The following is a 24013-nucleotide window of genomic DNA, read 5'->3' as shown; positions in this document are numbered from 1 at the left end:
CAATGTAAAATCGGGGCGGAGGCTGTAATTCTCGTTCCTTAGGTTTGTATGTACTTAAAAATATATGAGCTTTGAATTTATAAAACCTTAATAGCAGTGCTGCACTATTACTCTGTCCCTTAGGTTTAGATTATAAAACTGTGCGTTGTTTGTAATGCTGAAAACAATCTAAACAAAAATTGATTTACAACTAATTATGACAAATGGCAATCTAAAAAGAAAATATAATAAACCGAGTATCGGAAGAATCGATAATGAATTCCTTGTCAGCTTTGGATTAGCCAGTAATTTATGACTAATTTTGGTCGTGAAAAAAATAATAACGCCCCTCTTAGTTACAGTTTCTCTATTCGGCTGCAAAAAATATCCGTACGAATCAAGTTATGTAACTATAGCTTACGAAGTTCAAGTTGGATACCTTGATGGACAAAACAACTGGGTACAACCAACATCACTGCCTGAAAATTTCGAAGCTGAAATAAGTTTTACCAAACCAGACGGAACAACTCAAACCGAGAAAATTTCCGGTAGCGATCTTGGTGTTGGGGAACAATTAGATTTCGACAAAAATGGGTCTGTCAAAGATTTGAAGCTTACTTGGACCTCTAATTTTACAGCTTCAAGATTAAGATTTAATTGTGTTATCAGGAGAGCTTTCTCAGTTGGTAAAATTACAACAGGGCTTCTAGCTTCAGCCAAGAATTCGTCCAACGGTTCTCTGCAAACCACTATAGATGCAAAACCACTTAAAAATTGATAAGTATTTATTATTAGTTGGATAAAATGTAATTTGAAAAGCAAGACCAGCAGCACTGAGAGGGCTGTCCATCCATTATAACTCCGATCAGGAAACGGAAGCTGCCAATTTTGTAGGTTTAGATTAATCCAGTTATACCGTATATGCCCTAAAGAAGTCAAATTGACATGGCGAGGTGTACATCAAAAACTTGACTTCTTTTTAAATCTCCAAAACATCAAAATAAAACTTTGATTTACAGGTAATTATTTCTTAAATTGTTGTAACCAAATTAACTGTTATGAAGAGCGTAAAACATTTATTGGATACCAAACACGTACGGATTATCTCGGTATCAGAAAATATATCCGTTTTGGATGCTTTAAAAGTAATGACTGAAAAGAATATCAGTGCCGTACTGGTAATGGAAAATGACTTGCTTAAGGGCATTTTTACAGAACGCGATTATGCCAGAAAAATCATACTTCAGGGCAAATCATCAAAAGATACATTGATTAAAGAAGCCATGACGGCCAGTCCGATTACCATAAATTTAAGCGATACAATTGATTATTGCATGGAGCTGATGACCGATAAACACATCCGTCATTTACCAGTAGTAGAAAACAACGAGGTAAAAGGAATGGTTTCAATCGGCGATGTGGTTAAATTTATCATCGCCGATCAAAAGCAAACCATTTCGCAATTGGAAAGCTATATTAGCGGATAATACTGGTTGGTGAGATACCTGGTTTACTCAATCTTCTGCTACTACTCTCCGCTACCGATGAAGTGTAATAAGCTTCAGTCGAAACGACGACTACAGAATTATTTCCGTCATTTCGAGTGCAGCGCAGCGAAGTCGAGAAATCTTTTAAGGCAGTTCTCGCAAAGATTTGTCCCCGAAGGAGTTCCTTTGGAACACCAAATTCGAAAGGACGAATTATCTTATACCAATGAAGACTATAATCTGCGCATCTATCCCCAAGCTATTTCCATCTCCACTCACCGGCAATGGTTAAAGGTTCTTTAAGGTTTTGAGATTCTAAAAAAGTCTTCAATTCTTCTTCGCCCTGAACACCAACAGGAATTTTTGGTGTATTGGCTAAAGCATATGTTAACATCGCACTATAACGCACTGTATTTTTAAGTTCCTGCTCATCAACCAGCTTAAAACTATCACCATCTGAATGGTAAAATGGGCCAGAATTGTTTGGCAGTTTACCACCAAAACCACCACCAGTAGGGATGCCCTCCAACATAAATGGTTGATGATCGCTATGTAATCCCGCACCTGCATTAAACATATTTTTAAAACCCGTATCAATTTTTACAATATCATTACCCCAGGCGGTAAACAAATCTTTCATTTCCGCTCTTGAGGTAGAAAAACCCTTCGGGTCGTTAGTCATATCATAATTCAGCATAAATTTTACCTGATTTAAGGTTTTATCCTTTCTAGCCTGATCGATATACGCTTTAGAACCTAATAAACCCTGCTCCTCGCCCATAAAAAGGACAAATTCTACAGTACGTTTTGTTTTTAAATTCAGTTTTTTAAACGTACGTGCCATATCCATAATCGCAAAAGAACCGATTCCATTGTCAATTGCACCAGTTGCTAAGTCCCAGCTATCTAAATGTCCGCCAACTACAATTTTATCTTTGGGCAACTCGGTTCCCTTAAAAGTAGCCACTACGTTTCTCGCTTTAATTAAACCAGAGAAATTAGTCATGGCGATATGCGCAATATGATTTTGTGATTTTATTTTCGTTTTCAACGCCATACCATCTTCCAAACCAATACATATAGCCGGAATAGGAATTAATTTACCCGTTACAGAAGCGGTTCCTGTTAACAGTACTCCATCTTTTACAGTGTTAATTATAATAACTCCTATTGCACCATATTTAGTTGCAATGGCAGTTTTTTCTGAGCGATGCAGTGTTTTTGTTCCTGCCGGAGAGCCTGGCAAAACACCAAGATAAATTAACGCAATTTTACCTTTAAACTTATCTGCATTGGCTTGATAATCTGCTTCTAATCCATTACCAGCATCAACAATTTCGCCTGTAACATCTGCACTCACTGGCGAATGCGCAAGTGTAACGGCTTTAACCTTGGTCAGATTATTTTTATCTGTACCAATTTCTACACTAATGGCTTTTCTAGCCCAGCTTTCTACTTCAAAAGGTTGAAACTTTACTTCACAGCCGTATGATTTTAATAAATCGAAAGCATATTGCTCAGCCTTTGCCCCATTTGTAGAGCCAGTTAAACGGTGGCCGATCGTTTCGGTTTCATATTTAAGCGTTTCGTAGGCTTTTGAATGCTGTTGTACATCTGTATTGATCTTGGCAAAAACATCACCGAATTTATCCTGGGCATTTGCAACAAAAGCGGCACAAAGAAGTGCAGTGGAGAAAAAATATTTCATTAATAATAGTAGTTTAGTTGCTGAAAGTACAAATTTTAGCCAGAGATTGCTAGCTGTAACGTATATTTTGCTTTGGATAAGGTGTTATGCTAATGGTTCGTTGTTTCGAAGTATCAATCCACTATTTTAAAGTATTACAGGTTTTAAAAGACACTGAAATAATTTCAGTTGGACTATAAGTGCGAAATCATCCGATGCAAAAGATTATTTTGCAATATCCGCCTTTTTCTTAGGAAAAACCAATGAAGCCACAATACTGATTACGAGTATGCTTAAAATCACTATAAGTGAGTGTTCGGTAGTAAAACCCCATTTCTCCAAATACACGTGACCCAACATTTTAACGCCGATAAATGCCAGTAGAATAGCCAAACCAGTTTTTAAATAATGAAATTTATGAATAATATTCACCAGCAGGAAGAACATAGACCGCAAACCCATGATGGCGAAAATATTAGAGAAAAATACGATATAGGGATCTTTTGTTACTGCAAAAATAGCCGGGATGGAATCCACAGCGAATAGAAGATCGGTAAACTCGACAATCAACAATACCAAAAACAAGGGGGTTACCAATGTTTTATGGTCAATTTTTACAAAAAACTTCTTTCCTTCGTACTTAGGGTGAATTGAAAATATTTTTGATGCCCATTTTACAACAGGATGATTTTCAGGATCTATTTTATCGTCTTCCTGCTTGCTGAAAAACATTTTAACACCAGTAAATACCAGAAAAGCACCGAAAATATAAAGTATCCAGGCAAATTTTGTAATCAGTGCTGCACCAACAAAAATAAAGATGAAGCGCATCACAATTGCACCCAAAATACCCCAGAATAATACACGGTGATAATATTTTTCTTCTACCGCAAAAGCAGAAAAAACAAGAACGATTACAAAAATATTATCGACCGAGAGCGCATATTCAATTACATAACCGGTTAAAAACTCCAAACCAAGATTTTGTTTGTAAACGGCTAAACTGCCATCAAAATCGCCTGGGATTAATTTAATATGATGCTGATGTTTGGTTACAATTTCCTGAAGGTGTGCAAAATCTTTGATTCCGTGCAGTTGGTGCCCTTCAGTTAAAAGGATAAAGTAAAAGCCAATGGCCAGGGCCACCATAATCAAACTCATTACTCCAGCTTGTTTTAAACTTACTACATGCTCTTTCCTGCTAAAAAGACCAAGGTCTAAAGCAAGAACAAGTACAATAAATAGTAGAAAACCTAAGCTAAAAAGTAATTCGTTACCCATTATTTTTTACGTTCAGTGGTGTACAGTACAAGCTGTTCTAAACCAGTGCGTGCCTCGCCTGCTTCAAAACTGTGCAAAATATCAAATGCATCTTTCTGGTATTCCAGCATTTTTTGATTGGCATAAAATACACCTTCATTTGCATTTACAAAATCAATAATCTGTTGAATTTTAACCGGGTCATCCTGATGATTTTTCACCAGGTTGATGATCCGTTTCCGTTCTGTTTTATCAGATTTGTTTAATGCATATATTAAAGGCAATGTTACTTTTTTTTCTTTAATATCAATCCCCAAAGGCTTACCCACATTATCCGTTCCGAAATCGAAAGTATCATCTTTAATTTGAAAGGCAATTCCTACTTTTTCACCAAAAAGGCGCATTTTCTCAATTGTTTCATCATCAGCACCTGCCGAAGCGGCCCCTGCAGCACAACAGGAAGCAATTAAAGAAGCTGTTTTCTGCCGGATTACATCAAAGTATAAATCCTCCGAAATATCCATCCTTCGCACTTTTTCCACCTGCAACAATTCTCCCTCACTCATTTGTTTAACTGCTTCTGATACAATTTGTAACAATCTGTGCTCGTTATTGTTTACTGAAAGTAATAATCCTTTGGCCAGCAAATAATCGCCTACTAAAACGGCAATCTTATTTTTCCATAAGGCGTTAATGGAGAAAAAGCCACGACGCTCGTACGCATTGTCTACCACATCATCATGCACCAAGGTTGCCGTATGTAAAAGCTCTACCAAGGCTGCCCCACGATGCGTCGATTCTGTTATTCCACCGCATAGTTTAGCCGCAAAAAACACGAACATCGGTCGCATTTGCTTGCCTTTTTGCTTCACTATATAATGGGTAATCCTATCCAGCAACGGTGCGTCGCTATGCATAGACTCTTTAAAGGTTTTTTCAAACGCTTTAATATCAGCAGCAATAGGTGTTTTTATCTGTTCGATTCCCGGCATTAAGTCGAAAAATTTTGATTGCAAACTTAAGCTAATTTCCCATAAAAAGGTAATCTGGAAACTTAATATTAAGGATTTGAAGCGCCGAGACTACAATCTCTATAATCTTTTCGCTTCTGCTATTCCTTATTATATCAAAACTTAAGCTCCGGTTTTAGACGATCTGATGCATAAAGGATTGTCAGGCGAGATAAAAGCGGTTATAAAAATGAGCTTTATCACAATAAATCCATTAAAACATTAGCTTTATTTAATTTCAAATTTTACATTTAAACCAATATTAGCTGTGCTAAATGAAAAAACGCTACAAAGTAATTATCGGTCTTTCGGCATTAATTGTTGCAGGCTATTTGTTGGGGCCTAAGCCTAAAAAGCCCGTTTACAATGAAGAATTAACTGAAATTCCCGAATTGGAAGATTTAGATAATTTTGTGGCGAGTTTGGAATCCATGCATAAAATAAAACCAGGTAATGAGGCAGAAATTATCTGGGCAGATAGCATCCACAAGCAAACCGAATATGCCATTGTTTACCTACATGGCTTTTCAGCATCGAAAACTGAAGGCAATCCGGTTTACCTCAACCTGGCAAAAGAGTTAAATGCCAATTTATATTTAGCTCGTTTGGCTGATCATGGGATCGATACCCTGGCCCCAATGCAATATTTTACCGCCGATCGCCTTTGGGAAACCAGCAAGCAGGCTTATGCCATAGGTAAAAAGTTAGGTAAAAAAGTAATCCTGGTAGGCACTTCTACCGGTGGAACTGTAGCATTAAAATTAGCGGCAACCTACCCAGAAATTAACAGTTTGATTTTATTATCGCCCAATGTGGCCATTAATGATAAAAATGCATGGTTGTTGAATAATCCATGGGGCTTGCAGATTGCCAGAAAAGTGGTTGGGGGCGATGAAAGAAAAGTAGACGACCGCACCGATGAGTATAAAAAATACTGGTATACGAATTATCGTCTAGAATCGCTGGTAGAACTGGAAGAGTTTATAGAAAGCAGTATGGTAAAATCTACTTTCCAAAAAGTAAAGCAGCCTGTTTTAATGCTTTATTATTATAAAAACGAACTGGAGCAAGATCCAGTGGTGCGGGTAGATGCCATGCTGAAAATGTTTGCTGAACTGGGTACACCAATTGACTTAAAAAGAAAGGTAGCAATACCAAATGCAGGCAACCATGTAATGGGATCGTACATTACCTCTAAAGATTTGTCAGGTGTTGAAACAGCTATAGGTAATTTTGTAGAGAGTACGCTTAAGGCTCCTGTTCATTAGTTAACTTTATTAATCACTAGTCGTCACCCTGAATTTATTTCAGGGCCTACCTTGCAAGACAGATGCTGAAATAAATCTGACAGCTATCGGATCAGCATAACGAGTAACACTAATCTAAATCTCTCTCATCATGAAAAACCCTAAACCTATATTGATCGAAATAGCATGGCTTTTGGGCTGTACAATATTATCATATTATATGTTCATTATATTATTGGGAACTTCCGGCTTGGACATAAATCTTCATGATACTTATTTTGTCGTTAAAACAGAACATGCATGGATATCTTTTTTTGTAATTATTTGCTTTTTTGTTTATTATTTTAAAGAATTAAAATATTCATACAACAGAAAAATTCAGCGTTCATTTATTTTCTTATTGGGTTTTATTTTAATCCTTCTTGCATCATTAGCGTTGCAGATTTTACCTTTCTTAAATCCATACCGCAATAACAACGGATGGACAGTTTACCCCACGTTATCCATCCATCCGAAAATCGATCCATTTGAGCAAAACATCACTATATTGGCAATCGTATCTAAAGCTGTTCTCATATTTCAAATTATAGTCGTTTCTATGCTACTAGTTTTAGCCTATAAATGCGGAAAATCAAAAAATAAATGATGAAATTTTACTTCTTAGCGGCCTTTATACTTATTTTAACCACAGAATCTTTTTCTCAGACAAAACACGATTCTAAACCGTTTATTTTAGGGGAAACTTTGGAAATCAATTCCAATGAACTTAAAGAAACCCGGAAATTAAATATCTATCTACCAGAAGGTTATGCTGCAGATTCTGCTACCAAGTATCCGGTAATTTATTTGCTCGATGGATCTGCAAACGAAGATTTTATTCACATTGTAGGCCTGGTTCAATTTTTAACTATGATTGAAAAAATGCCAAAAGCAATAGTTGTTGGCATCGCCAATGTAGACAGGAGACGAGATTTCACCTTCCCCACAACCATTAAACAAGATTTAATTGATTATCCAACAACTGGTAAATCGGAAAAATTTATATCATTTATAGAAAAGGATTTGCAGCCGTTTATTACAAAGAATTTTAAAACAAATGGTTCTAAAACCATAATTGGGCAATCTTTGGGTGGCTTGTTGGCTACCGAAATTTTAATAAAGAAACCTCAATTGTTCGATAATTATATCATAATTAGTCCAAGTTTATGGTGGAACAATGAATCGCTTATAACTGATGCTACCAAATTTATTCCCAACATTAAAACTGAAGCTAAAATCTATATTTCTGTTGGTAAGGAAGGAGAAAAAATGATAGCAGATGCCACAAAACTAGCTGAACTTGCTCAGGCAAATAAAAAATTAAACACAACATTTGTTCCGCTTATGCAGGAGAATCACCTTACTATTTTACACAATAGTGCGTATAAGGGCTTAGAAATTGTGTTTTCCGAAAAAAAATAATTCAATAACTTATTAAGGTTAAGGCACAAACTTTGCCGAAATTTAGCTAAGTATATTTTTAACAATAATTTCAGCGTGTACCCTCGAATTTTCGATAAATAGCTTGTGGGTATCCAATCCGCCACAAACTACACCGGCCAGATATAAACCTTTCACGTTGGTTTCCATGGTTTCTTCGTTGTAGGCCGGGCAAAGTGTTTCTGGTAATTCGATGCCAAATTTTCTTAACATTCCAAAATCAGGCTGATATCCCGTCATTGCAATTACGAAATCGTTCGGTATAGTTTGTATGCCTTCGGGGGTTTTTATATCAACCTCTCCTGCGCGTATTTCGACCAATTCAGAATTAAAATGCGCCTTAATTTCACCTTCTTTAATCCTGTTTTGTATATCTGGCCGCACCCAATATTTCACATGTGGACCAAGATCGCCGCTTCGAACCACCATAGTTACATTTGCGCCCTTTCGGTAGGTTTCTAAGGCCGCATCTACCCCAGAGTTGTTTGCACCAACCACTACTACATTTTGAAAAGCATATAAATGTGGATCTTTGTAATAATGGGTCACTTTTGGCGAATCTTCACCCGGCACATTCATCAATAAAGGAACATCATAAAAACCGGTAGCCACAACTACATTCTTTGCCGTATAATTTGTTTTGGAAGTACTAATTTCAAAAACCTGATCTTCGTTTTTTACAACTTGTTTTACGCTTTCGAAAAGATGAATGTTTAAATCAAATTTTTCTGCTACCCGGCGGTAATATTCAACAGCTTCATTGCGATTAGGTTTTGGACTGATGGTTACAAAAGGCACACCCCCTATTTCTAACTTTTGAGAAGTAGAAAAGAAAGTCATAAATACCGGGTAGTTGAACAAACTGTTCACCAAAGCACCTTTTTCTACAACTAGGTAGCTTAAGTTTGCTTTTTTTGCTTCAATTGCGCAAGCCATCCCTATTGGTCCGGCACCGATAATTAATATGTCGTAATGATTTTGATTTGCCAAATGCTTTATATCTTATGTTGTCATTCTGAGCCTGTCGAAGAACCTCCAATGCATTTCGACAAGCTCAATGTGACATTTGCGCTTAATTATACTTTCATTGCTTTACTTGGGCATGCAAAATCGGTTCTTTTTAAACCGGTATTTTTAATTGCAGCGTAGCCCCCGGCAACATCGATTACATTTTCTACTCCACGCGATTTTAAAATTGAAGCGGCTATCATTGAGCGGTAACCACCAGCACAGTGGATGTAATATGTAGATTTTGGATCGATCTCACCCGTCCATTCGTTAATAAAATCCAATGGGCGGCTAAGTGTAAATTCCAGATGCTCTGATTCATATTCACCAGGTTTACGCACATCAAGCGCTGTAATTTCACCATTGGTATTTGCTTCTTCAAATGCTTCAGCTGAGATCGAATCGATAGTATCGATTTCCTTACCGGCATCCGTCCATCTTTCGAAACCACCATCTAAATAGCCAATCGTACTATCGTATCCCACCCGGGTTAGGCGCGTAATGGTTTCTTCCTCTTTGCCCTCATCTGTGATCAATAAAATCGGTTGCTGTAAATCGCTAATCAAAGCTCCGACCCAAGGTGCAAACTGCCCGTTTAGGCCAATATTGATCGAATTGGGGATAAAACCCTTGGCAAAAACCTGAGGATCGCGGGTATCAAGCATAATGGCACCCGTTTGGTTAGCGGTATCTTCAAATTGCTGAGGCGTTAAGGCATTTAATCCTTTTTCATAAACCTCGTCAATACTTTCTACGCCACCTTTATTAATGGCTGCATTTTTAGCAAAATATTGTGGTGGTGGCATAATGCCATCTGTTACTTCGGTTATAAACTGTTCTTTAGTTTGCGCTTTTAAGGCATAATTAACCTCTTTCTGGTGGCCTAAAGTATCAAATGTTTCTTTGCTCATGCTTTTACCACAGGCCGAACCAGCACCATGTGCAGGATAAACAATTACATCATCAGCTAACGGCTTAATTTTCTCATTTAACGAATCGTAAAGCATACCTGCCAGGTCTTCCATCGTTAAATGCCCTTTTTGCGCTAAATCCGGGCGACCTACATCACCAATAAACAAGGTATCGCCACTAAAAATGCAGTGATCTTTCCCGTTTTCATCAGTTAACAAATAAGTGGTAGATTCTAACGTATGGCCAGGTGTATGTAACGCAGTTATGGTTACTCTGCCTACTTCAAACTGCTCACCATCTTTAGCAATATGTGCTTTAAATTCAGTTTTAGCAGTTGGTCCGTAAATAATTTCTGCACCAGATTTTTCAGCCAAATCTACATGTCCGGAAACAAAATCAGCATGAAAATGCGTTTCGAAAATATATTTGATGGTTGCTCCTGCTTTTTCAGCTTTCTTTAAGTATGTTCCAACCTCTCTCAGTGGATCAATAATAGCAGCTTCACCATCACTTTCTATGTAATAGGCGGCTTCAGCCAGGCATCCTGTATATATCTGTTCTATTTTCATGTTTTTTTTACTACGTCAAACTGAATTTATTTCAGCTGCTTACTAAAAGATGCTGATCACAAAGATTCGGGACAGCATGACGGATCTATAAAAGCAAAAATAGGGCTAAATACTTATAATCGAAATGTTGTGGGTCATAATTGCAGAAGTTTTACTTAGCGGGGGCATAAAAACTGCAAACTGTGAACCAATTAGCTGCCAACTATAAACTGTAAACTATTAACTGCCAACTGATCTGGGCGTTACCTTTTCCGATGAAAAAATCGGGAAAGGGGCGGGCTTTGCAGGGCTGCGCTGCGCTCCGGTACCGATGAAGGATCGTTACTGAACCCTTACAATCCCTAACGCGGTATTTATCACAATATCTTTCCCGGGGTTAAAATTTGTAGCCATAAGCACCGAAATTGTTAAATAAACCTGATAAAACGGAAAGCCCGAAGCGAAGAGTGAGTGAGGACTTGGAGTGATAGCAGGGCTTTCGTAACCTAAAAGCACCGAACCCCGCTTTTCAAAATAATTTGTATATGTTTTTTTAGAAGGTTTTACTGCAAATTAAAAACTGCAAACTGTGAACCAATTAGCTGTAAAACTGCCAACAATAAACTGTAAACTGCCAACTGATCAGGGCGTTTCCCATCCCGATGAAAAAATCGGGAAAGGGGTGAGCTTTGCAGGGCTGCGCTGCGCTCCGGTACCGATGAAGGATCGTTACTGAACTTACAATCCCTAACGCAGTATTTATCACAATATCTATCCCAAGGTTAAAATTTGTAGCCATAAGCACCAGAATTGTTAAATAAACCTGATAAAAACGAAAAGCCCGGAGCGAAGAATGAGTGAGGACTTGGAGAGATAGCAGGGCTTTCGTAACCTAAAAGCACCGAACCCCGCTTTTCAAAATAATTTGTATATGTTTTTTTAGAAGGTTTTACTGCAAGTTAAAAACTGCAAACTAATTAGCTGTTGTTAATGGCATTACAAATTAAAGCTGGCAATTAATCTTTGCTCAACTCCCCTCTTAACGGTTCTTCCATCAACTTACGGCTTTCTTCAACTGATAAACCAAGGCCCATTACAAACATGAGTTTTGTAACAGTTGCCTCAAAAGTTAAATCGTAACCACTTAAAACACCCATTTTTAGCAATTCTCTACTGGTTTCGTATCTGCCTAGCTGAACCGAACCTTTTTTACATTGAGAAATGTCGATAATGATTTTTCCGTTCAAAATGGCCTGTCGTAAACTGTCTAAAAACCATTGGGCAGTTGTGGTATTGCCCGAGCCAAATGCTTCAAGTATTATGGCATCTACTTTTGAGTCTGTTATTGCCTGAACTGCTTGTGGCGTAATGCCCGGATACAATTTAAGTACCCCAATGTTCGCATTAAAATTGGTATGTAATTCCAGTTTGCCTTCTGGTGCTTTTAGAATATAATTCCGGTAAAATTGCAGGTGTACCCCTGCTTCGGCAAGTGTAGGATAATTTGGCGAGCGGAAAGCCTCAAACTTTTCGCTATTGTATTTTATAGAGCGGTTACCCCTGAATAATTGCGCATCAAAATAAATGCAAACTTCAGGGAACAGTGCTTTTCCATCTTCTTTCGTAGCTGCAATCTCTAAAGCTGTAATTAAATTTTCTTTGGCATCCGTTCTAATTTCGCCAATAGGCAGCTGCGATCCGGTCAAAACTACTGGTTTATCCAGGTTTTCGAGCATAAAGCTCAATGCCGATGCCGTAAAAGCCATGGTATCCGATCCGTGGAGGATCACAAAACCATCATACTGATCATATTTATGGTAAACGAGTTCGGCTAATGTTTTCCATATCTCAGGATCCATGTTTGACGAATCCAATACCGGATTAAAGGAGTGTACATCCAAATCATAATCTAAACGACTTAATTCTGGAACGTTTTCTTTTATTTGCTCGAAATTAAATGGAACTAACATCCCATTTATAGGATCGTTAACCATACCAATGGTACCACCGGTATAAATTATTAATATTTTGGTCATTTGGTTTAGTGAAGGTTGCTCAACGCAAAGAAACTAAAAAATTACAAATGATGGAGTGATATTTTCAAATTAGCAATAAAAAGAGATATTTCAACTCTAATATTACCGATTTAATAATTTAAACAACAAATAATTATTAATTATTAATCCTACAAAACAAATTTTACTATTATGTTCCACTTCAGTAGAAATGACAAATGATTCAACCGGGTTAATAACTTCAGACGGAGGACTTCGAACTCAATCCTAAACACCGAAAATTTTCTTGGAATTCTCTGTGGTAACATCTGCAATTTCTTCAATAGAAACACCATAAATCTCAGCCAGTTTCTGAGCGATATAAATCAGATAACTACTCTCATTGGGTTTACCACGAAAAGGAACTGGTGCTAAATATGGCGAATCGGTTTCCAAAACAAGGTTTTGTAGAGCGATTTCAGATAATACCAAATCCAAACCTGCTTTTTTATAGGTAACCACACCACCAATACCCAAATAAAAATTTAAATCGATAGCTTGTTTTGCCTGCGCTACATTGCCCGTAAAACAATGGAAAATACCGCGCAACTTTTCATCACGTTCGCTTTCTAAAACTTCGAAAACTTCATCGAAAGCTTCGCGACAATGAATTACAATTGGCAAACCCAAATCTTTTGCCCAGCCAATTTGTTTGCGGAAGGCATCTTGCTGAATGGCCAAAGTTGTTTTATCCCAATAAAGATCGATGCCAATTTCACCGATGGCATAAATTTTCCGCCCAGAAATACTCTTGTAAATTTCGTCGAGCTGAGCAAGATAATCGTCCTTAACATCACAAGGATGTAAACCCGCCATAGCAAAACAATTTGCAGGGTATTTTGCCACCAAATCATTAATCATCGCTATTGACTTAACATCAACATTTGGCAAAAATAATCGGTTAACGTCGTTTTCAAAGCAACGATCAATCAACTGCGCCTGTTTCTCGGCATCTTGCTCGTAATATAAATGGGTATGGGTATCGGTGAAAATCATGTTTATAGGTGAAATGAATGATGAGTTAGGTTTTGAGTTAATAATTATGTCATGTTGACAATCTATTTTTCAACTTTTGTCTTTCTGACCCCCCGAGCTGTGACTATTTTTTATTTCCAGTTTTGCTTTTCTTCAATGCTTTGACTTTAGGCTCTGGACTTTCGACTTCAGACTTTCCGTTCTGCGGATTCCATTCCATTTCCTTTTTCAAAAATTTCCCTGTCAAACTAATCGGATTCTGGATTAAACCTTCTGGCGTACCTTCAAATAAAATTCTTCCGCCGCCAGCGCCTCCTTCTTCTCCAAGATCGATCACCCAATCGGCCACTTTAACCACATCCAAATTATGTTCAATTACCAAAATGGTATTTCCTTTATCAACCAACTCTTGCAAAACGCCTAAAAGCACATTAATATCTTCAAAATGGAGTCCGGTTGTAGGTTCATCTAAAATGTAAAAGGTTTTTCCGGTATCCTTTTTAGAAAGTTCTGTTGCCAGTTTAACCCGTTGCGCTTCTCCTCCGGATAAAGTTACGGATGATTGCCCTAAGGTGATATAACCCAACCCTACATCTTTCAGGGTTTTGATTTTTCTATAAATGATCGGAATATTTTCGAAGAAATTGCACGCATCCTCAATACTCATATCCAATACATCACTGATCGATTTTCCACGGAAACGCACTTCCAAAGTTTCCCGGTTATATCTTCTTCCGCCACACTCCTCACAAGGCACCTGAACATCCGGAAGGAAATTCATTTCAATTACTTTTAAACCTGCACCCTGACAGGTTTCGCAACGGCCACCTTTAACATTAAAAGAAAAGCGGCCTGGTTTATACCCACGGATTTTGGCTTCTGGCAGCTGAACGAAAAGATTTCTGATATCAGAAAAAACCCCGGTATAAGTTGAAGGATTTGAACGTGGCGTTCTGCCAATAGGTGCCTGATCGATTTCAATTACCTTATCAATTTCCTTTAATCCGTTAATTTTTTCGTAAGGAAGCGGTGTTTTTTTCGCCCTAAAGAAATGATGGTTTAAAATCGGGTATAAAGTTTCGGTAATCAAGCTGGATTTACCGCTACCAGAAACGCCGGTTACGGCAATAAATTTACCCAAAGGAAAATCTACCGATACCTCTTTTAGGTTGTGCCCGGTTGCTTTTATGATTGATAATTTATGGCCATTTCCCTTCCTGCGGATTTTTGGCGTTTCAATCTGCTTTTTACCATTCAGGTAATCTGCAGTTAAGGTTTTCGATTTAAGAATTTGTGCCGCTGTTCCTTCAGCAACCACAGTACCGCCATGAATCCCTGCACCCGGGCCAACGTCGATTACCCAATCGGCCTCAAGTATCATATCCTTATCATGCTCTACCACCAAAACGGTATTGCCAAGATCACGGAGATTTTTAAGCGCATTGATTAAACGCTCATTATCGCGCTGATGCAAACCAATACTTGGTTCATCGAGAATATACATTACGTTCATTAACTGCGAACCAATCTGCGTAGCCAAACGGATCCGTTGCGCCTCGCCACCAGAAAGTGTACGGGCTGTACGATCTAAAGTTAAATACGTTAAACCAACATCTGTTAAAAATCCAATCCTGGCTTTAATTTCCTTTAAAATTTCTTTTGCTATAATATTCTGACGGTCGGTAAGGCGTTCATCAACTTTTTCGAACCATTGATGAAGGTTGTTAATGTCCATCGAAGAAAGTTCGAAAATATTTTTACCATCAACTTTAAAGTGCAGGCTCTCTTTTTTCAAACGGGCACCATGGCACTCCGGACAGGTTTTCAGTTTCCTGAATTCATCCATATCATCTGATGCAGATTCACTTCTTTTTTCGTTCTGCTCTTCGAGCATCTTAATAATACCGTCGAAAGTAATATTGTAATTCTGAACGTTCCACTTATTATATTCTACCTCAACTTTAATCAGATCAGGAGAGCCGTTTAAAATGATGTTGATAATTTCGTCACTTAACTTTTCAACAGGTGTAGAAAGGGAAAAGCTGTATTTTTTTGCCAGGGCTTTAAGCACCTGAAACATCCAGATATCCCTGTATTCTCCGAGCGGAGCCAGCGCACCGTTTAAAATACTCAGTTTTGGGTTTGGAATCACTGATTCTTTATCCACCACAAAGATATACCCCAAACCATCGCAACGCTCGCAGGCACCATAAGGCGAATTGAACGAAAAACTGTTGGGTTGTGGTTCATCATAAGAAATACCGGTGGTTGGGCACATTAAAAACTTACTAAAATGCGCAACATTGTTGTCTTTATCGCTTATCTTTATTACCCCTTTACCCATTTTCATTGCAATCTGCAATGAATCAAGCAGGCGTTTTTTATCTTTCACATCAATAATCAAGCGATCGATCACTACTTCAATATCATGGATTTTATATCGATCAACCTGCATTTTTGCAGAAATATCTTTTATTTCGCCATCCACACGCACTTTTACATAGCCCTGCTTACGGATTTGCTCAAAAAGTTCTCTATAATGTCCTTTTCTACCTTTAACAACGGGTGCAAGAATATTTACTGCAACGCCATCAAATTTATTGAAGATATTCTGCAAGATCTGATCTTCGCTCATGCGCTCCATCTTTTCGCCTGTATTGTACGAAAAGGCATCGGCAACACGTGCATAAAGCAAACGCATAAAATCGTAAATTTCGGTAATGGTACCAACTGTAGAGCGTGGGTTTTTGCTTGTGGTTTTTTGCTCAATGGCAATAACAGGACTTAACCCCGAAACTTTATCAACATCAGGCCGCTCCATCCCACCCATAAACTGGCGGCTGTAGGCACTAAATGTTTCCATATAGCGGCGCTGCCCTTCGGCATAAATGGTATCAAAAGCCAGCGATGATTTACCGCTTCCACTTAAACCTGTTATTACAACAAGTTGGTTGCGCGGAAAACTAACATCTATATTCTTTAAATTATGTACCCTCGCACCATATACTTCTACATCTTTTTGCTCGCCGAGGTCGATAGATTTATTGCTCATATTTTATTTAAAGTTGGGGGAAAATCAAGCCATAAAAAAGACTGAATTTCAATCCGCAAAAATGCTAAAAATTTTATCAAAAAGAAAGTCGAAACCAATCTGTATTACCGATTAATTGTCATAATGTCGACTTCTATTTCGTAGGAAACCAGATGATAAGCCCAAGCGCACATAACCATAATGATCCTGAAAATAAATGTTGTAATTATCTTCTCCATAGTAACCTACTGCAGCCATCAAAAACACGTTATGCATAAAAGGAAAGCTATAATTAAAATTAATTTCAGCATTTAGCCTTTTCTGAATATCCATCAGATTTTTTGAAGGAATTTTATTCACCGCATAAGATAACTCGGTATTTAAACGCCAGGTTTCTTTTTCAGTTTTTGTTTTCGACTTGTTTTTTGCATTTTTTTCAATTTCATCATATTTGCGCCACGAGAAACCATATAATATGCGCGTAAAGCCGAAGCCTTCATTCAAAGCCGGTTCGTACCTAAAAAACTTGTACCATTGTAAGCCTACCCGATGATTTAACGAATAATAACTTTCGTTAACGTTGGTTGGTGTAAGCTGCCCGAATCGGTAAGAAAGTGTTAAATAATTGGCATTAAAATTTCCTGTGCGTGTGTTTATGGTGCCATCTGGATTAAGCGCATCCTGATCTTGCCCGTTCGAATGGTGGGTAAAAGCCAGTTCACCATATTTATAATTATCAGGAGTGGTATTTAACCTTGCATAGGCAGCAAAACCTAAACGGTAGCTGGGGGTACGCACCGCTGCCGAAAATTCGTTGCGCACTCTGACAGTAAAATCGGGAATAATGGCAAATGCAACGGGCGATTTGTAACTACCTAAAAGCATGTATGTAGTGGTAAGCCGCCCATTAATTACATATTTTGCAGGTGCGCCCAGTTCTCCACCTGGTGCAGTATAGGCTAAATCAGCATTTTCTTTGTAGAGATGAATGTATTCCCTATTGGCAAATTCTCTTTTTACAGCAATAGAATCTTGAGCGGATGATTGTAAGTAGAAGAGGCAGATTATAATTGTAAAAAAAGATCTGATCATACCAGATAAACGCTGATAATGAAGCAACGGTTTTGTAATTGTAAAGAACTTTTGCGGTTTTTGAATTGTTTCTTCTCAACGCCATACTACGCTCGAGTTCACGTTACAAACAAATCACCAACGAACTATTGAACAAATGAACTAACTCACCACTCTATCGTAGTTCCGTTTTCAGTTGGATGCCCGGTACAAACCAAAACCCTGCCCCTTTCAATTTCATCATCCGTAAGCACTTCATTGTAATCCATCCGCACCCCGCCTTTAGTACAATTTGCTACGCAGGTACTACATACACCTCCGCGGCAACTATAAGGCAGCTTGATCTTATTTTCGAGTGCAACATCTAAAATCCGCTTTGGCCAGGGCACTTCGAGATTGTACAGTATGCCTTGAAAATTTAAAATCACAGAATAGGTATTCTTGTCGACTACTTTTTCGGAGCTATCATCTTCATCCACCTCATCTTCAGGCAGCACAAAGGTTTCTCTCTTGATCTGTTTAATATCGAAACCCATGCCCAACAAGGTTATCCGGCATAAATCCATGTAAATTATCGGTCCGCAGCTATAAAACAGTGCATTATTACGGTCGAAATGTAAATGCTCTTTGAGCAATCTTTCAATATAAAATTTGTTTAACCTGGCCGTCATCAGGTTTTTGCTATTGCTAAAAATCCAAATAATTTTTAACCTATCGGGATATTTCTGTTGCCATTCATTAAGTTCATTGTAAAAGAGCGCGTCTTCTTGTGACTTGTTGCTATATACCAATGTAATCAACGATTTTTTTTCACGCACCAAGGCTGTTTTCATAATCGAATACAAAGGTGTAATGCCAACCCCTGCCGCAAAAAGAAAAAGATCGCGTTCCAGGTTTTCTTCTGGCAGATAACTGAACAATCCTTGCGGCTCTTGGGCGAACAAAATATCATTTACAGCTGTTTTATGGTGAAGAAACCTTGAAATCTCTCCATTTTCTACCCTTTTCACCGTAATTGCCAAAGGCTCATCTACATCAGGCGAACTATTAAATGAATACGACCTTCTTACTTCTTTATGCTTCCCCTGAAAAACCAGCGACAAAAACTGCCCAGCCAGGTATTTTGGATAGTGTTCATCCACTTCTTCAAATTGAAATGTAATGTTATCCCCCGGTTGATTGATTATTTTATTTATGCGCAGCTTAAACATAATGCAAAGTAAGGGTTTTGAGCGTAAAGCAAAAAGCGTTTGGCGTAAATTCAACGATCCTTTGTCGGTTAATCGGTTACTGTCCTAATTGGTTAATTGATCACTACTTTTAGTCAGTAATTCGCTATCCACATTCCATCGTCAACCTTATCCGATAGCTATTGGATCACGATGAAGGAACGGACGAAGATTCTCTGTGACCAAAAGCTCAATAGTCTGCTAGTTATTGGTTCATTGTATGTTTGAGGTATAAATTTTTCCCTGTAAATCCGTGTCTCCGTGGCTAACAACTTCCTTTCATTGATTAGCAGGGTGCAAAAGAATGTCAGTTTTTATCTGTGTAATCACCTCCAAAAAAAAACGTCCTGATTTAAAATCAGGACGCCTTACCAAATGCTTGTCTTTATCTTAATTATACTATTCGGCGTTATAAGCCAATAATACCCTCGGTTTTTCGTAACCGTAACGTTTTGGATGTTCCATAATCTGTTTCATAGAAATCACCTTATAAACATAGCCTCCGGTTTCGCGGTTGAGCTTCATTTTGTAGTAATTGTCTTGATTTTGATTATCGATCTGCTTGCGTAAGCGTCCATCGCCAACATTGTAAGCCGCAGCTACCAATGTCCAACTTTCTAAACCCTTATACATTTCCTTAATGTATTTGCAGGCCGCAATGGTAGATTTACGCAAATTGTAGCGCTCATCAACATTTCCGTTTACTCTTAATCCGTAGGTACGTGCTGTGCCGGGCATAAACTGCCAGATACCGGCTGCACCTTTTGGAGAAACTCCTTCAGCCATTCCAGATTCGACCAGGGCCAAATACTTAAAATCATTAGGGATTTTGTACGCGGCAAGAATAGGCTCAATTACAGGAAACCATTTTGCTGCTTTTGCATGCAGGCGGTTCGTTTGTGTGTTGCCATAACGATGTGCTGCAAGAATTTTTTTCATTTTGCGTTCTACTTTTTTATCGCCCAAAGGCAAAGTTTCTTTTGCAAAATTTAACTGTGCCATTAAAGATAGAGGGCTTTCCTCTTTTTCCACTTTAAGGCTATCAGATTTTGGTATTGTAGTGTTTAATTTTTCTTCTTTTAAAAGACTTTTTTGTGCTAAGGGCATTTGGTAAGCGAACACTTTTGCCAAGATAAATAGTGTTGCCACTACCGCAAATGGTACGATGTGTTTCTTTAACATTTTCCTCCTTTTTTTGGTGAACTTATATAAAAACGTTGGCAAAGCTAAAAAATAATAAGCACATTATCAAATAGTTACGAAATTAAGCCCCAAAATTAGCCCTTAAAGTGCTTTAAACGTGGATTTTAAATTTTGATTTTCGCCCGATTTTTCCTATTTTAGAGGCTATTTTTTTAGCTAATTTTTCCGCTCTTAAAATTGTTATGTTCATCATTTTTTCATAAATTTGCAACCCGCATTTTTAATGTGGTTAAAAGCGTATCATGATAAATAAAAACAACAGGAACAGTCGGGATGACAAGTCCAAACCAGGCAGTCGGAAAACAGAAGGCAGGAGCAGTTCGGCCGGGTCTGACAGAAGAAGATCAGACGACAAAGACAGCAAATTCAAAAAATCATCCGATTCAAAAGACGGCTTCAAACCCAGAAGCTCAGACGGTAAAGATTTCAAATCAAAATCTTTCGGAGACAAAAAAGACTTCAGACCAAGAACAGGAGACCGCGATTTTAAATCAAAAGAGGGAGAATCAAAGGGATTTAAATTTGGCGACCGTGAATTTAAATCAAAAGATAGCAATTCAAAATCAGAAGACCGTAGTTTTAAACCTAGAGAAGGCGGATCGAGAGATTATAAGCCAAGAACAGGCGATCGTGATTTCAAATCGAGAGAGGGCGGATCAAGAGATTACAAACCAAGAACAGGAGACAGGGATTTTAAACCAAGAGAAGGTGGTGCAAGAGATTATAAGCCAAGAACAGGAGAACGTGATTTCAAATCTAAGGATGGAGATTCGAGAGATTTTAAACCGAGAACTGGCGACCGCGACTTCAAACCTAGAGAAGGCGGATCAAGAGATTACAAACCAAGAGAAGGTGGCTACAAAGATTTTAAATCAAGAGGCAAATCAGACGATTTTAAACCAAGTGCTGGAAGTTCAAGAGATGTAAAACCGAGGGAACCAAAAGAAGGTGATACCCGTCCGTTTAGAAAACGCGAGGATGCGCAGCCTAGAGATACAGAATTTAACCGCCCGGAGCGTACTGTGATTGCTCAGGGCCGCAGAACTACGAATGAAGATAAAGGCTTAATCCGCCTGAACAGATATATTTCAAATGCAGGCATCTGCTCTCGTCGTAAAGCTGATGAGTTAATTGCTGCCGGCATTATTACCGTAAACGGTGAAGCCATTACCGAATTAGGGCATAAAGTTGATCCGGCTAAAGATTTGGTACGCTATAACGGCGAACTTTTAAAACGTGAGAAAAAAGTTTACGTGTTATTGAACAAACCAAAAGATTACATCACCACAACTGACGATCCGCAGGAACGCCGTACAGTGATGCAACTGGTTGATAAAGCAAGCCGCGAGCGTATTTACCCGGTTGGCCGTTTAGATCGTAATACTACCGGTTTATTATTAATGACAAATGATGGTGATTTAGCGGATAAATTATCTCATCCTAAAAACGGAATTACCAAAATTTACAATGTTGAACTGGATAAATCTTTATCACAAGGCGATTTAAACAAAATTGCTTTTGGTTTAGAATTAGAAGATGGATTGATAAAGCCGGATAACATTTCTTATGTTGCAGGTGGAACCAAAAAAGAAATCGGCATTCAGATTCACAGCGGTAAAAACAGAATTGTTCGTCGTATTTTCGAGCACCTGGGTTACAGCGTAGAAAAATTAGATCGTGTGGTTTATGGCAATTTAACCAAAAAAGATCTGCCCCGCGGTAGATGGCGTTATCTAGAAGATCATGAATTGATTCAGATTAAGCATTTAATTAAATAATATACAAAAGGCAGCCAATGGTTGCCCTTTTTTTTATACTGCTATTTTTTACCACAAAGCACACAGAGAAAGCACAGCATTCACAGAGTTGGAGTCTATATCCAATCGCCCTCGTTAGTAAGAGGATGCAAAAGAAAAACGATTATATCGTTAAATAGCAATAGTAACGTGCATTACAAATGCAGCAGTCAATCAGCGTCATTACAAACACAGACGAAAATGAGGAAACATCTTCCGTGTTTCCTGTGCCTCCGTGGCCAACTTTATTTATATTTGTTAAAATCAAGATCATTCTACATGAAAAAATTCAGTTCATTATTTATACTTACCATATTGACTACACTAGCCTTTGCCCAAAAAAGCAGTTACAATCTTATCGTTGGAACCTATACCGCACCGGGAAAGAGTGAAGGAATTTACACTTACGATTTTAATGCTTTAACTGCTGTTACCAAAATAAAAAGCATTATCAAAAATACCGCTAATCCGAGTTACCTCGCCATATCTCCCGACCAAAAATTTATATATGTGGTTAATGAAACCGGCACCACAAGTACTGTAAGTGCTTTTAAATACAATGCAAAAACTGGTGATTTAACGTTTTTAAACAAAGTTGATAGTCATGGTGCCGATCCTTGTTTTATTACCGTTGATACAAAAAATGTAATAGTTGCAAATTATAGCGGCGGCAGTTTAGCCGTATTTGCAAGAAAGGCCAATGGAGCTTTAACCGAAGCTTTGCAGATTATTAAGCATACGGGAAAGAGCATCGACCCAAAAGGCAGACAGGAAAGTGCCCATGTGCACATGACGGTATTCACGCCAGACCACAAATACTTAATAGTGAACGACTTAGGCGAAGATCAAACCTATATTTATACATATAAGCCTATAGCAAAAGAAAGCATATTAACGGTTAAATCTGTAATTAAAACCAATGCAGGTACCGGCCCCCGACATATAACTTTTAGTCCGAATGGAAAGTTTGCCTACCTGGCGCACGAATTTAATGGCACCATTACAGCTTTTGCTTATTCTGATGGAAGATTAACTAAAATACAGGAGATTGGCACTGCGCCAAAAGATTTTGCAGGCAAAGTTGATGGTGCAGATATTCACGTCTCACCAGACGGAAAATTTCTTTATGAAACGAACCGTGGCGATGCCAATAGCATTTCTACTTTCTCAATCCTTTCAACGGGAAAACTTAAATTTATCGAAACCGTAAGCACCCTGGGTAAAGGCCCAAGGAATTTTGCCATCGATCCAACTGGAAAATTTTTACTTGTTGGACACCAGTATACCAACAACATCGTGATTTTTAACCGCAACAAAACAACCGGCAAATTGACCGATAGCGGGAAAAGAATTGATGTTGGTGCTCCTGTATGTTTGGTACTTAATTAAGATCTAAAACCAAACCAATGGAAAATTTCGATTGGACAAAATTTACCATCAGGATAGCGATTAAGGCAAATATTGAAGACCTATACAACGCGTGGACAAAACCAAGTGAAATTGAAAAGTGGTTTTTAAGCGAAGCAACGTTTTATGATGAGAATGATGTATTACTAAGCAAAACGCAAAATGCGCTAAAAGGCGATCGCTACAAATGGATCTGGTATTTGTATGATGATATCGAAAATGGAACCATAACCGAAGCGAACGGTAAAGATTATTTCCAGTTTACTTTTGCCGGCAATTGCTTGGTAGATATCAAACTCAGCGAAGAATTCGAATACACTGCTGTAGAACTTACGCAAAAGAATATTCCACTTGATGATAACTCCAAAAGGAATATCCGTTTAGGCTGCCACAACGGCTGGAGTTTTTATCTTTTAAATTTAAAATCAGTTTATGAAGGTGGTTTGGATTTAAGAAATAAGGATAACCGTTTCAAACCCATGTTAAATAATTAAAGCTGGTATAATAGATGCTGAAATAAATTCAGCAGGAAGCAAGTTTTTTAGATGCTTGCGTAAATTGAATTTATAGTACGATCATTAATTTATAATACGATCGTCACCCTGAATTTATTTCAGGGCCTATCTTATA

Annotated in this window: 20 protein-coding genes; 9 read left to right on the top strand and 11 right to left on the bottom strand. The window is 38.1% G+C overall.

Translation table 11 applies throughout. From position 1 onward, the window contains the following. Positions 1–307 precede the first annotated feature (307 nt). Both ACZZZW_RS05560 and ACZZZW_RS05555 read left to right on the top strand, forming a co-directional pair. The gene (locus ACZZZW_RS05560) at positions 308–757 is read left to right on the top strand and encodes a hypothetical protein (protein WP_463492522.1); all 450 of its coding nucleotides are present in this window, start codon (positions 308–310) and stop codon (positions 755–757) included. Between the two features lie 280 nt (positions 758–1037). Further along, positions 1038–1466 (top strand): CBS domain-containing protein, encoded by a 429-nt coding sequence (locus ACZZZW_RS05555; protein ID WP_463492521.1) that lies wholly within the window; start codon positions 1038–1040, stop codon positions 1464–1466. A 259-nt stretch (positions 1467–1725) separates the two neighbouring features. On the opposite strand, the gene ACZZZW_RS05550 is transcribed toward ACZZZW_RS05555, so the two are convergent. The 3 genes from ACZZZW_RS05550 to ACZZZW_RS05540 all read right to left on the bottom strand — a co-directional run bounded on the left by ACZZZW_RS05550 (position 1726) and on the right by ACZZZW_RS05540 (position 5405). Continuing rightward, on the bottom strand, positions 1726–3174 hold the full coding sequence (locus ACZZZW_RS05550; RefSeq protein ID WP_463492520.1) for a M20/M25/M40 family metallo-hydrolase: 1449 nt from the start codon (positions 3172–3174) through the stop codon (positions 1726–1728). 204 nt (positions 3175–3378) lie between these two features. After that, positions 3379–4434, bottom strand: coding sequence for a TerC family protein (locus ACZZZW_RS05545; protein ID WP_055908074.1), 1056 nt, complete (start codon positions 4432–4434; stop codon positions 3379–3381). Further along, positions 4434–5405 carry a polyprenyl synthetase family protein gene (locus tag ACZZZW_RS05540; protein WP_463492519.1) on the bottom strand — a complete coding sequence of 324 codons (972 nt, stop codon included), beginning with the start codon at positions 5403–5405 and terminating at the stop codon, positions 4434–4436. Before ACZZZW_RS05540 ends, ACZZZW_RS05545 begins: the two co-directional genes overlap by 1 nt. Positions 5406–5698: 293 nt before the next feature. Here ACZZZW_RS05540 and ACZZZW_RS05535 point away from each other — a divergent pair, with 293 nt between their 5' ends. The 3 genes from ACZZZW_RS05535 to ACZZZW_RS05525 all read left to right on the top strand — a co-directional run bounded on the left by ACZZZW_RS05535 (position 5699) and on the right by ACZZZW_RS05525 (position 8131). Continuing rightward, positions 5699–6691: an alpha/beta hydrolase gene (locus ACZZZW_RS05535; RefSeq protein WP_463492518.1), complete on the top strand. Its 993-nt coding sequence runs from the start codon at positions 5699–5701 to the stop codon at positions 6689–6691. Positions 6692–6821: 130 nt separating this feature from the next. Beyond that, entirely contained in the window at positions 6822–7316 is a 495-nt protein-coding gene (locus ACZZZW_RS05530) for a hypothetical protein (protein WP_463492517.1), read from the top strand. After that, complete coding sequence (locus tag ACZZZW_RS05525; RefSeq protein WP_463492516.1) at positions 7313–8131, top strand: alpha/beta hydrolase; 819 nt, start codon at positions 7313–7315, stop codon at positions 8129–8131. Before ACZZZW_RS05530 ends, ACZZZW_RS05525 begins: the two co-directional genes overlap by 4 nt. Before the next feature lie 42 nt (positions 8132–8173). On the opposite strand, the gene ACZZZW_RS05520 is transcribed toward ACZZZW_RS05525, so the two are convergent. Together ACZZZW_RS05520 and ACZZZW_RS05515 are read right to left on the bottom strand one after the other, a co-directional pair. Continuing rightward, a complete protein-coding gene (locus ACZZZW_RS05520) occupies positions 8174–9139 on the bottom strand; it encodes a YpdA family putative bacillithiol disulfide reductase (RefSeq protein ID WP_463492515.1) in 966 nt (321 codons plus the stop codon). Positions 9140–9225: 86 nt separating this feature from the next. Further along, positions 9226–10638: an MBL fold metallo-hydrolase gene (locus ACZZZW_RS05515; protein WP_463492514.1), complete on the bottom strand. Its 1413-nt coding sequence runs from the start codon at positions 10636–10638 to the stop codon at positions 9226–9228. A 568-nt stretch (positions 10639–11206) separates the two neighbouring features. Here ACZZZW_RS05515 and ACZZZW_RS05510 point away from each other — a divergent pair. Next, the gene (locus ACZZZW_RS05510) at positions 11207–11353 is read left to right on the top strand and encodes a hypothetical protein (protein WP_463492513.1); all 147 of its coding nucleotides are present in this window, start codon (positions 11207–11209) and stop codon (positions 11351–11353) included. A gap of 280 nt (positions 11354–11633) precedes the next feature. Here the strand turns inward: ACZZZW_RS05510 and ACZZZW_RS05505 are convergent, their stop codons facing one another. The 6 genes from ACZZZW_RS05505 to ACZZZW_RS05480 form a co-directional block, all read right to left on the bottom strand. Continuing rightward, complete coding sequence (locus ACZZZW_RS05505) at positions 11634–12653, bottom strand: asparaginase (RefSeq protein WP_463492512.1); 1020 nt, start codon at positions 12651–12653, stop codon at positions 11634–11636. A 246-nt stretch (positions 12654–12899) separates the two neighbouring features. Beyond that, the gene (locus ACZZZW_RS05500) at positions 12900–13667 is read right to left on the bottom strand and encodes a TatD family hydrolase (RefSeq protein ID WP_463492511.1); all 768 of its coding nucleotides are present in this window, start codon (positions 13665–13667) and stop codon (positions 12900–12902) included. A gap of 103 nt (positions 13668–13770) precedes the next feature. Continuing rightward, a complete protein-coding gene (gene uvrA, locus ACZZZW_RS05495; protein ID WP_463492510.1) occupies positions 13771–16698 on the bottom strand; it encodes an excinuclease ABC subunit UvrA in 2928 nt (975 codons plus the stop codon). Positions 16699–16809: 111 nt separating this feature from the next. Continuing rightward, the gene (locus tag ACZZZW_RS05490; RefSeq protein WP_463492509.1) at positions 16810–17769 is read right to left on the bottom strand and encodes a hypothetical protein; all 960 of its coding nucleotides are present in this window, start codon (positions 17767–17769) and stop codon (positions 16810–16812) included. Positions 17770–17915: 146 nt separating this feature from the next. Beyond that, on the bottom strand, positions 17916–18959 hold the full coding sequence (locus tag ACZZZW_RS05485) for a 2Fe-2S iron-sulfur cluster-binding protein (RefSeq protein ID WP_463492508.1): 1044 nt from the start codon (positions 18957–18959) through the stop codon (positions 17916–17918). A gap of 417 nt (positions 18960–19376) precedes the next feature. Continuing rightward, on the bottom strand, positions 19377–20159 hold the full coding sequence (locus ACZZZW_RS05480) for a lytic transglycosylase domain-containing protein (RefSeq protein ID WP_055908105.1): 783 nt from the start codon (positions 20157–20159) through the stop codon (positions 19377–19379). Positions 20160–20422: 263 nt separating this feature from the next. Between ACZZZW_RS05480 and ACZZZW_RS05475 the strand changes: the two genes are divergently transcribed. The 3 genes from ACZZZW_RS05475 (at position 20423) to ACZZZW_RS05465 (ending at position 23877) form a co-directional block, all read left to right on the top strand. Next, a complete protein-coding gene (locus tag ACZZZW_RS05475) occupies positions 20423–21958 on the top strand; it encodes a pseudouridine synthase (protein ID WP_463492507.1) in 1536 nt (511 codons plus the stop codon). A 297-nt stretch (positions 21959–22255) separates the two neighbouring features. After that, complete coding sequence (locus ACZZZW_RS05470) at positions 22256–23365, top strand: lactonase family protein (RefSeq protein WP_463492506.1); 1110 nt, start codon at positions 22256–22258, stop codon at positions 23363–23365. 17 nt (positions 23366–23382) lie between these two features. Further along, the gene (locus ACZZZW_RS05465) at positions 23383–23877 is read left to right on the top strand and encodes an SRPBCC family protein (RefSeq protein WP_463492505.1); all 495 of its coding nucleotides are present in this window, start codon (positions 23383–23385) and stop codon (positions 23875–23877) included. Positions 23878–24013: the final 136 nt, after the last annotated feature.

It is taken from the genome of Pedobacter sp. AC379 (assembly GCF_979258145.1).
This window is presented reverse-complemented; position numbering and strand designations above follow the sequence as displayed.

What these genes read in the sequence shown, in the direction of transcription:
- ACZZZW_RS05500 (WP_463492511.1), bottom strand. Translation starts at nt 13,667, where the DNA reads ATGATTTTCACCGATACCCATACCCATTTATATTACGAGCAAGATGCC.
- ACZZZW_RS05475 (WP_463492507.1), top strand. Translation starts at nt 20,423, where the DNA reads ATGATAAATAAAAACAACAGGAACAGTCGGGATGACAAGTCCAAACCA.
- ACZZZW_RS05485 (WP_463492508.1), bottom strand. Translation starts at nt 18,959, where the DNA reads ATGTTTAAGCTGCGCATAAATAAAATAATCAATCAACCGGGGGATAAC.
- ACZZZW_RS05540 (WP_463492519.1), bottom strand. Translation starts at nt 5,405, where the DNA reads ATGCCGGGAATCGAACAGATAAAAACACCTATTGCTGCTGATATTAAA.
- ACZZZW_RS05525 (WP_463492516.1), top strand. Translation starts at nt 7,313, where the DNA reads ATGATGAAATTTTACTTCTTAGCGGCCTTTATACTTATTTTAACCACA.
- ACZZZW_RS05480 (WP_055908105.1), bottom strand. Translation starts at nt 20,159, where the DNA reads ATGTTAAAGAAACACATCGTACCATTTGCGGTAGTGGCAACACTATTT.
- ACZZZW_RS05555 (WP_463492521.1), top strand. Translation starts at nt 1,038, where the DNA reads ATGAAGAGCGTAAAACATTTATTGGATACCAAACACGTACGGATTATC.
- uvrA (WP_463492510.1), bottom strand. Translation starts at nt 16,698, where the DNA reads ATGAGCAATAAATCTATCGACCTCGGCGAGCAAAAAGATGTAGAAGTA.
- ACZZZW_RS05470 (WP_463492506.1), top strand. Translation starts at nt 22,256, where the DNA reads ATGAAAAAATTCAGTTCATTATTTATACTTACCATATTGACTACACTA.
- ACZZZW_RS05550 (WP_463492520.1), bottom strand. Translation starts at nt 3,174, where the DNA reads ATGAAATATTTTTTCTCCACTGCACTTCTTTGTGCCGCTTTTGTTGCA.
- ACZZZW_RS05465 (WP_463492505.1), top strand. Translation starts at nt 23,383, where the DNA reads ATGGAAAATTTCGATTGGACAAAATTTACCATCAGGATAGCGATTAAG.
- ACZZZW_RS05505 (WP_463492512.1), bottom strand. Translation starts at nt 12,653, where the DNA reads ATGACCAAAATATTAATAATTTATACCGGTGGTACCATTGGTATGGTT.
- ACZZZW_RS05515 (WP_463492514.1), bottom strand. Translation starts at nt 10,638, where the DNA reads ATGAAAATAGAACAGATATATACAGGATGCCTGGCTGAAGCCGCCTAT.
- ACZZZW_RS05490 (WP_463492509.1), bottom strand. Translation starts at nt 17,769, where the DNA reads ATGATCAGATCTTTTTTTACAATTATAATCTGCCTCTTCTACTTACAA.
- ACZZZW_RS05530 (WP_463492517.1), top strand. Translation starts at nt 6,822, where the DNA reads ATGAAAAACCCTAAACCTATATTGATCGAAATAGCATGGCTTTTGGGC.
- ACZZZW_RS05535 (WP_463492518.1), top strand. Translation starts at nt 5,699, where the DNA reads ATGAAAAAACGCTACAAAGTAATTATCGGTCTTTCGGCATTAATTGTT.
- ACZZZW_RS05545 (WP_055908074.1), bottom strand. Translation starts at nt 4,434, where the DNA reads ATGGGTAACGAATTACTTTTTAGCTTAGGTTTTCTACTATTTATTGTA.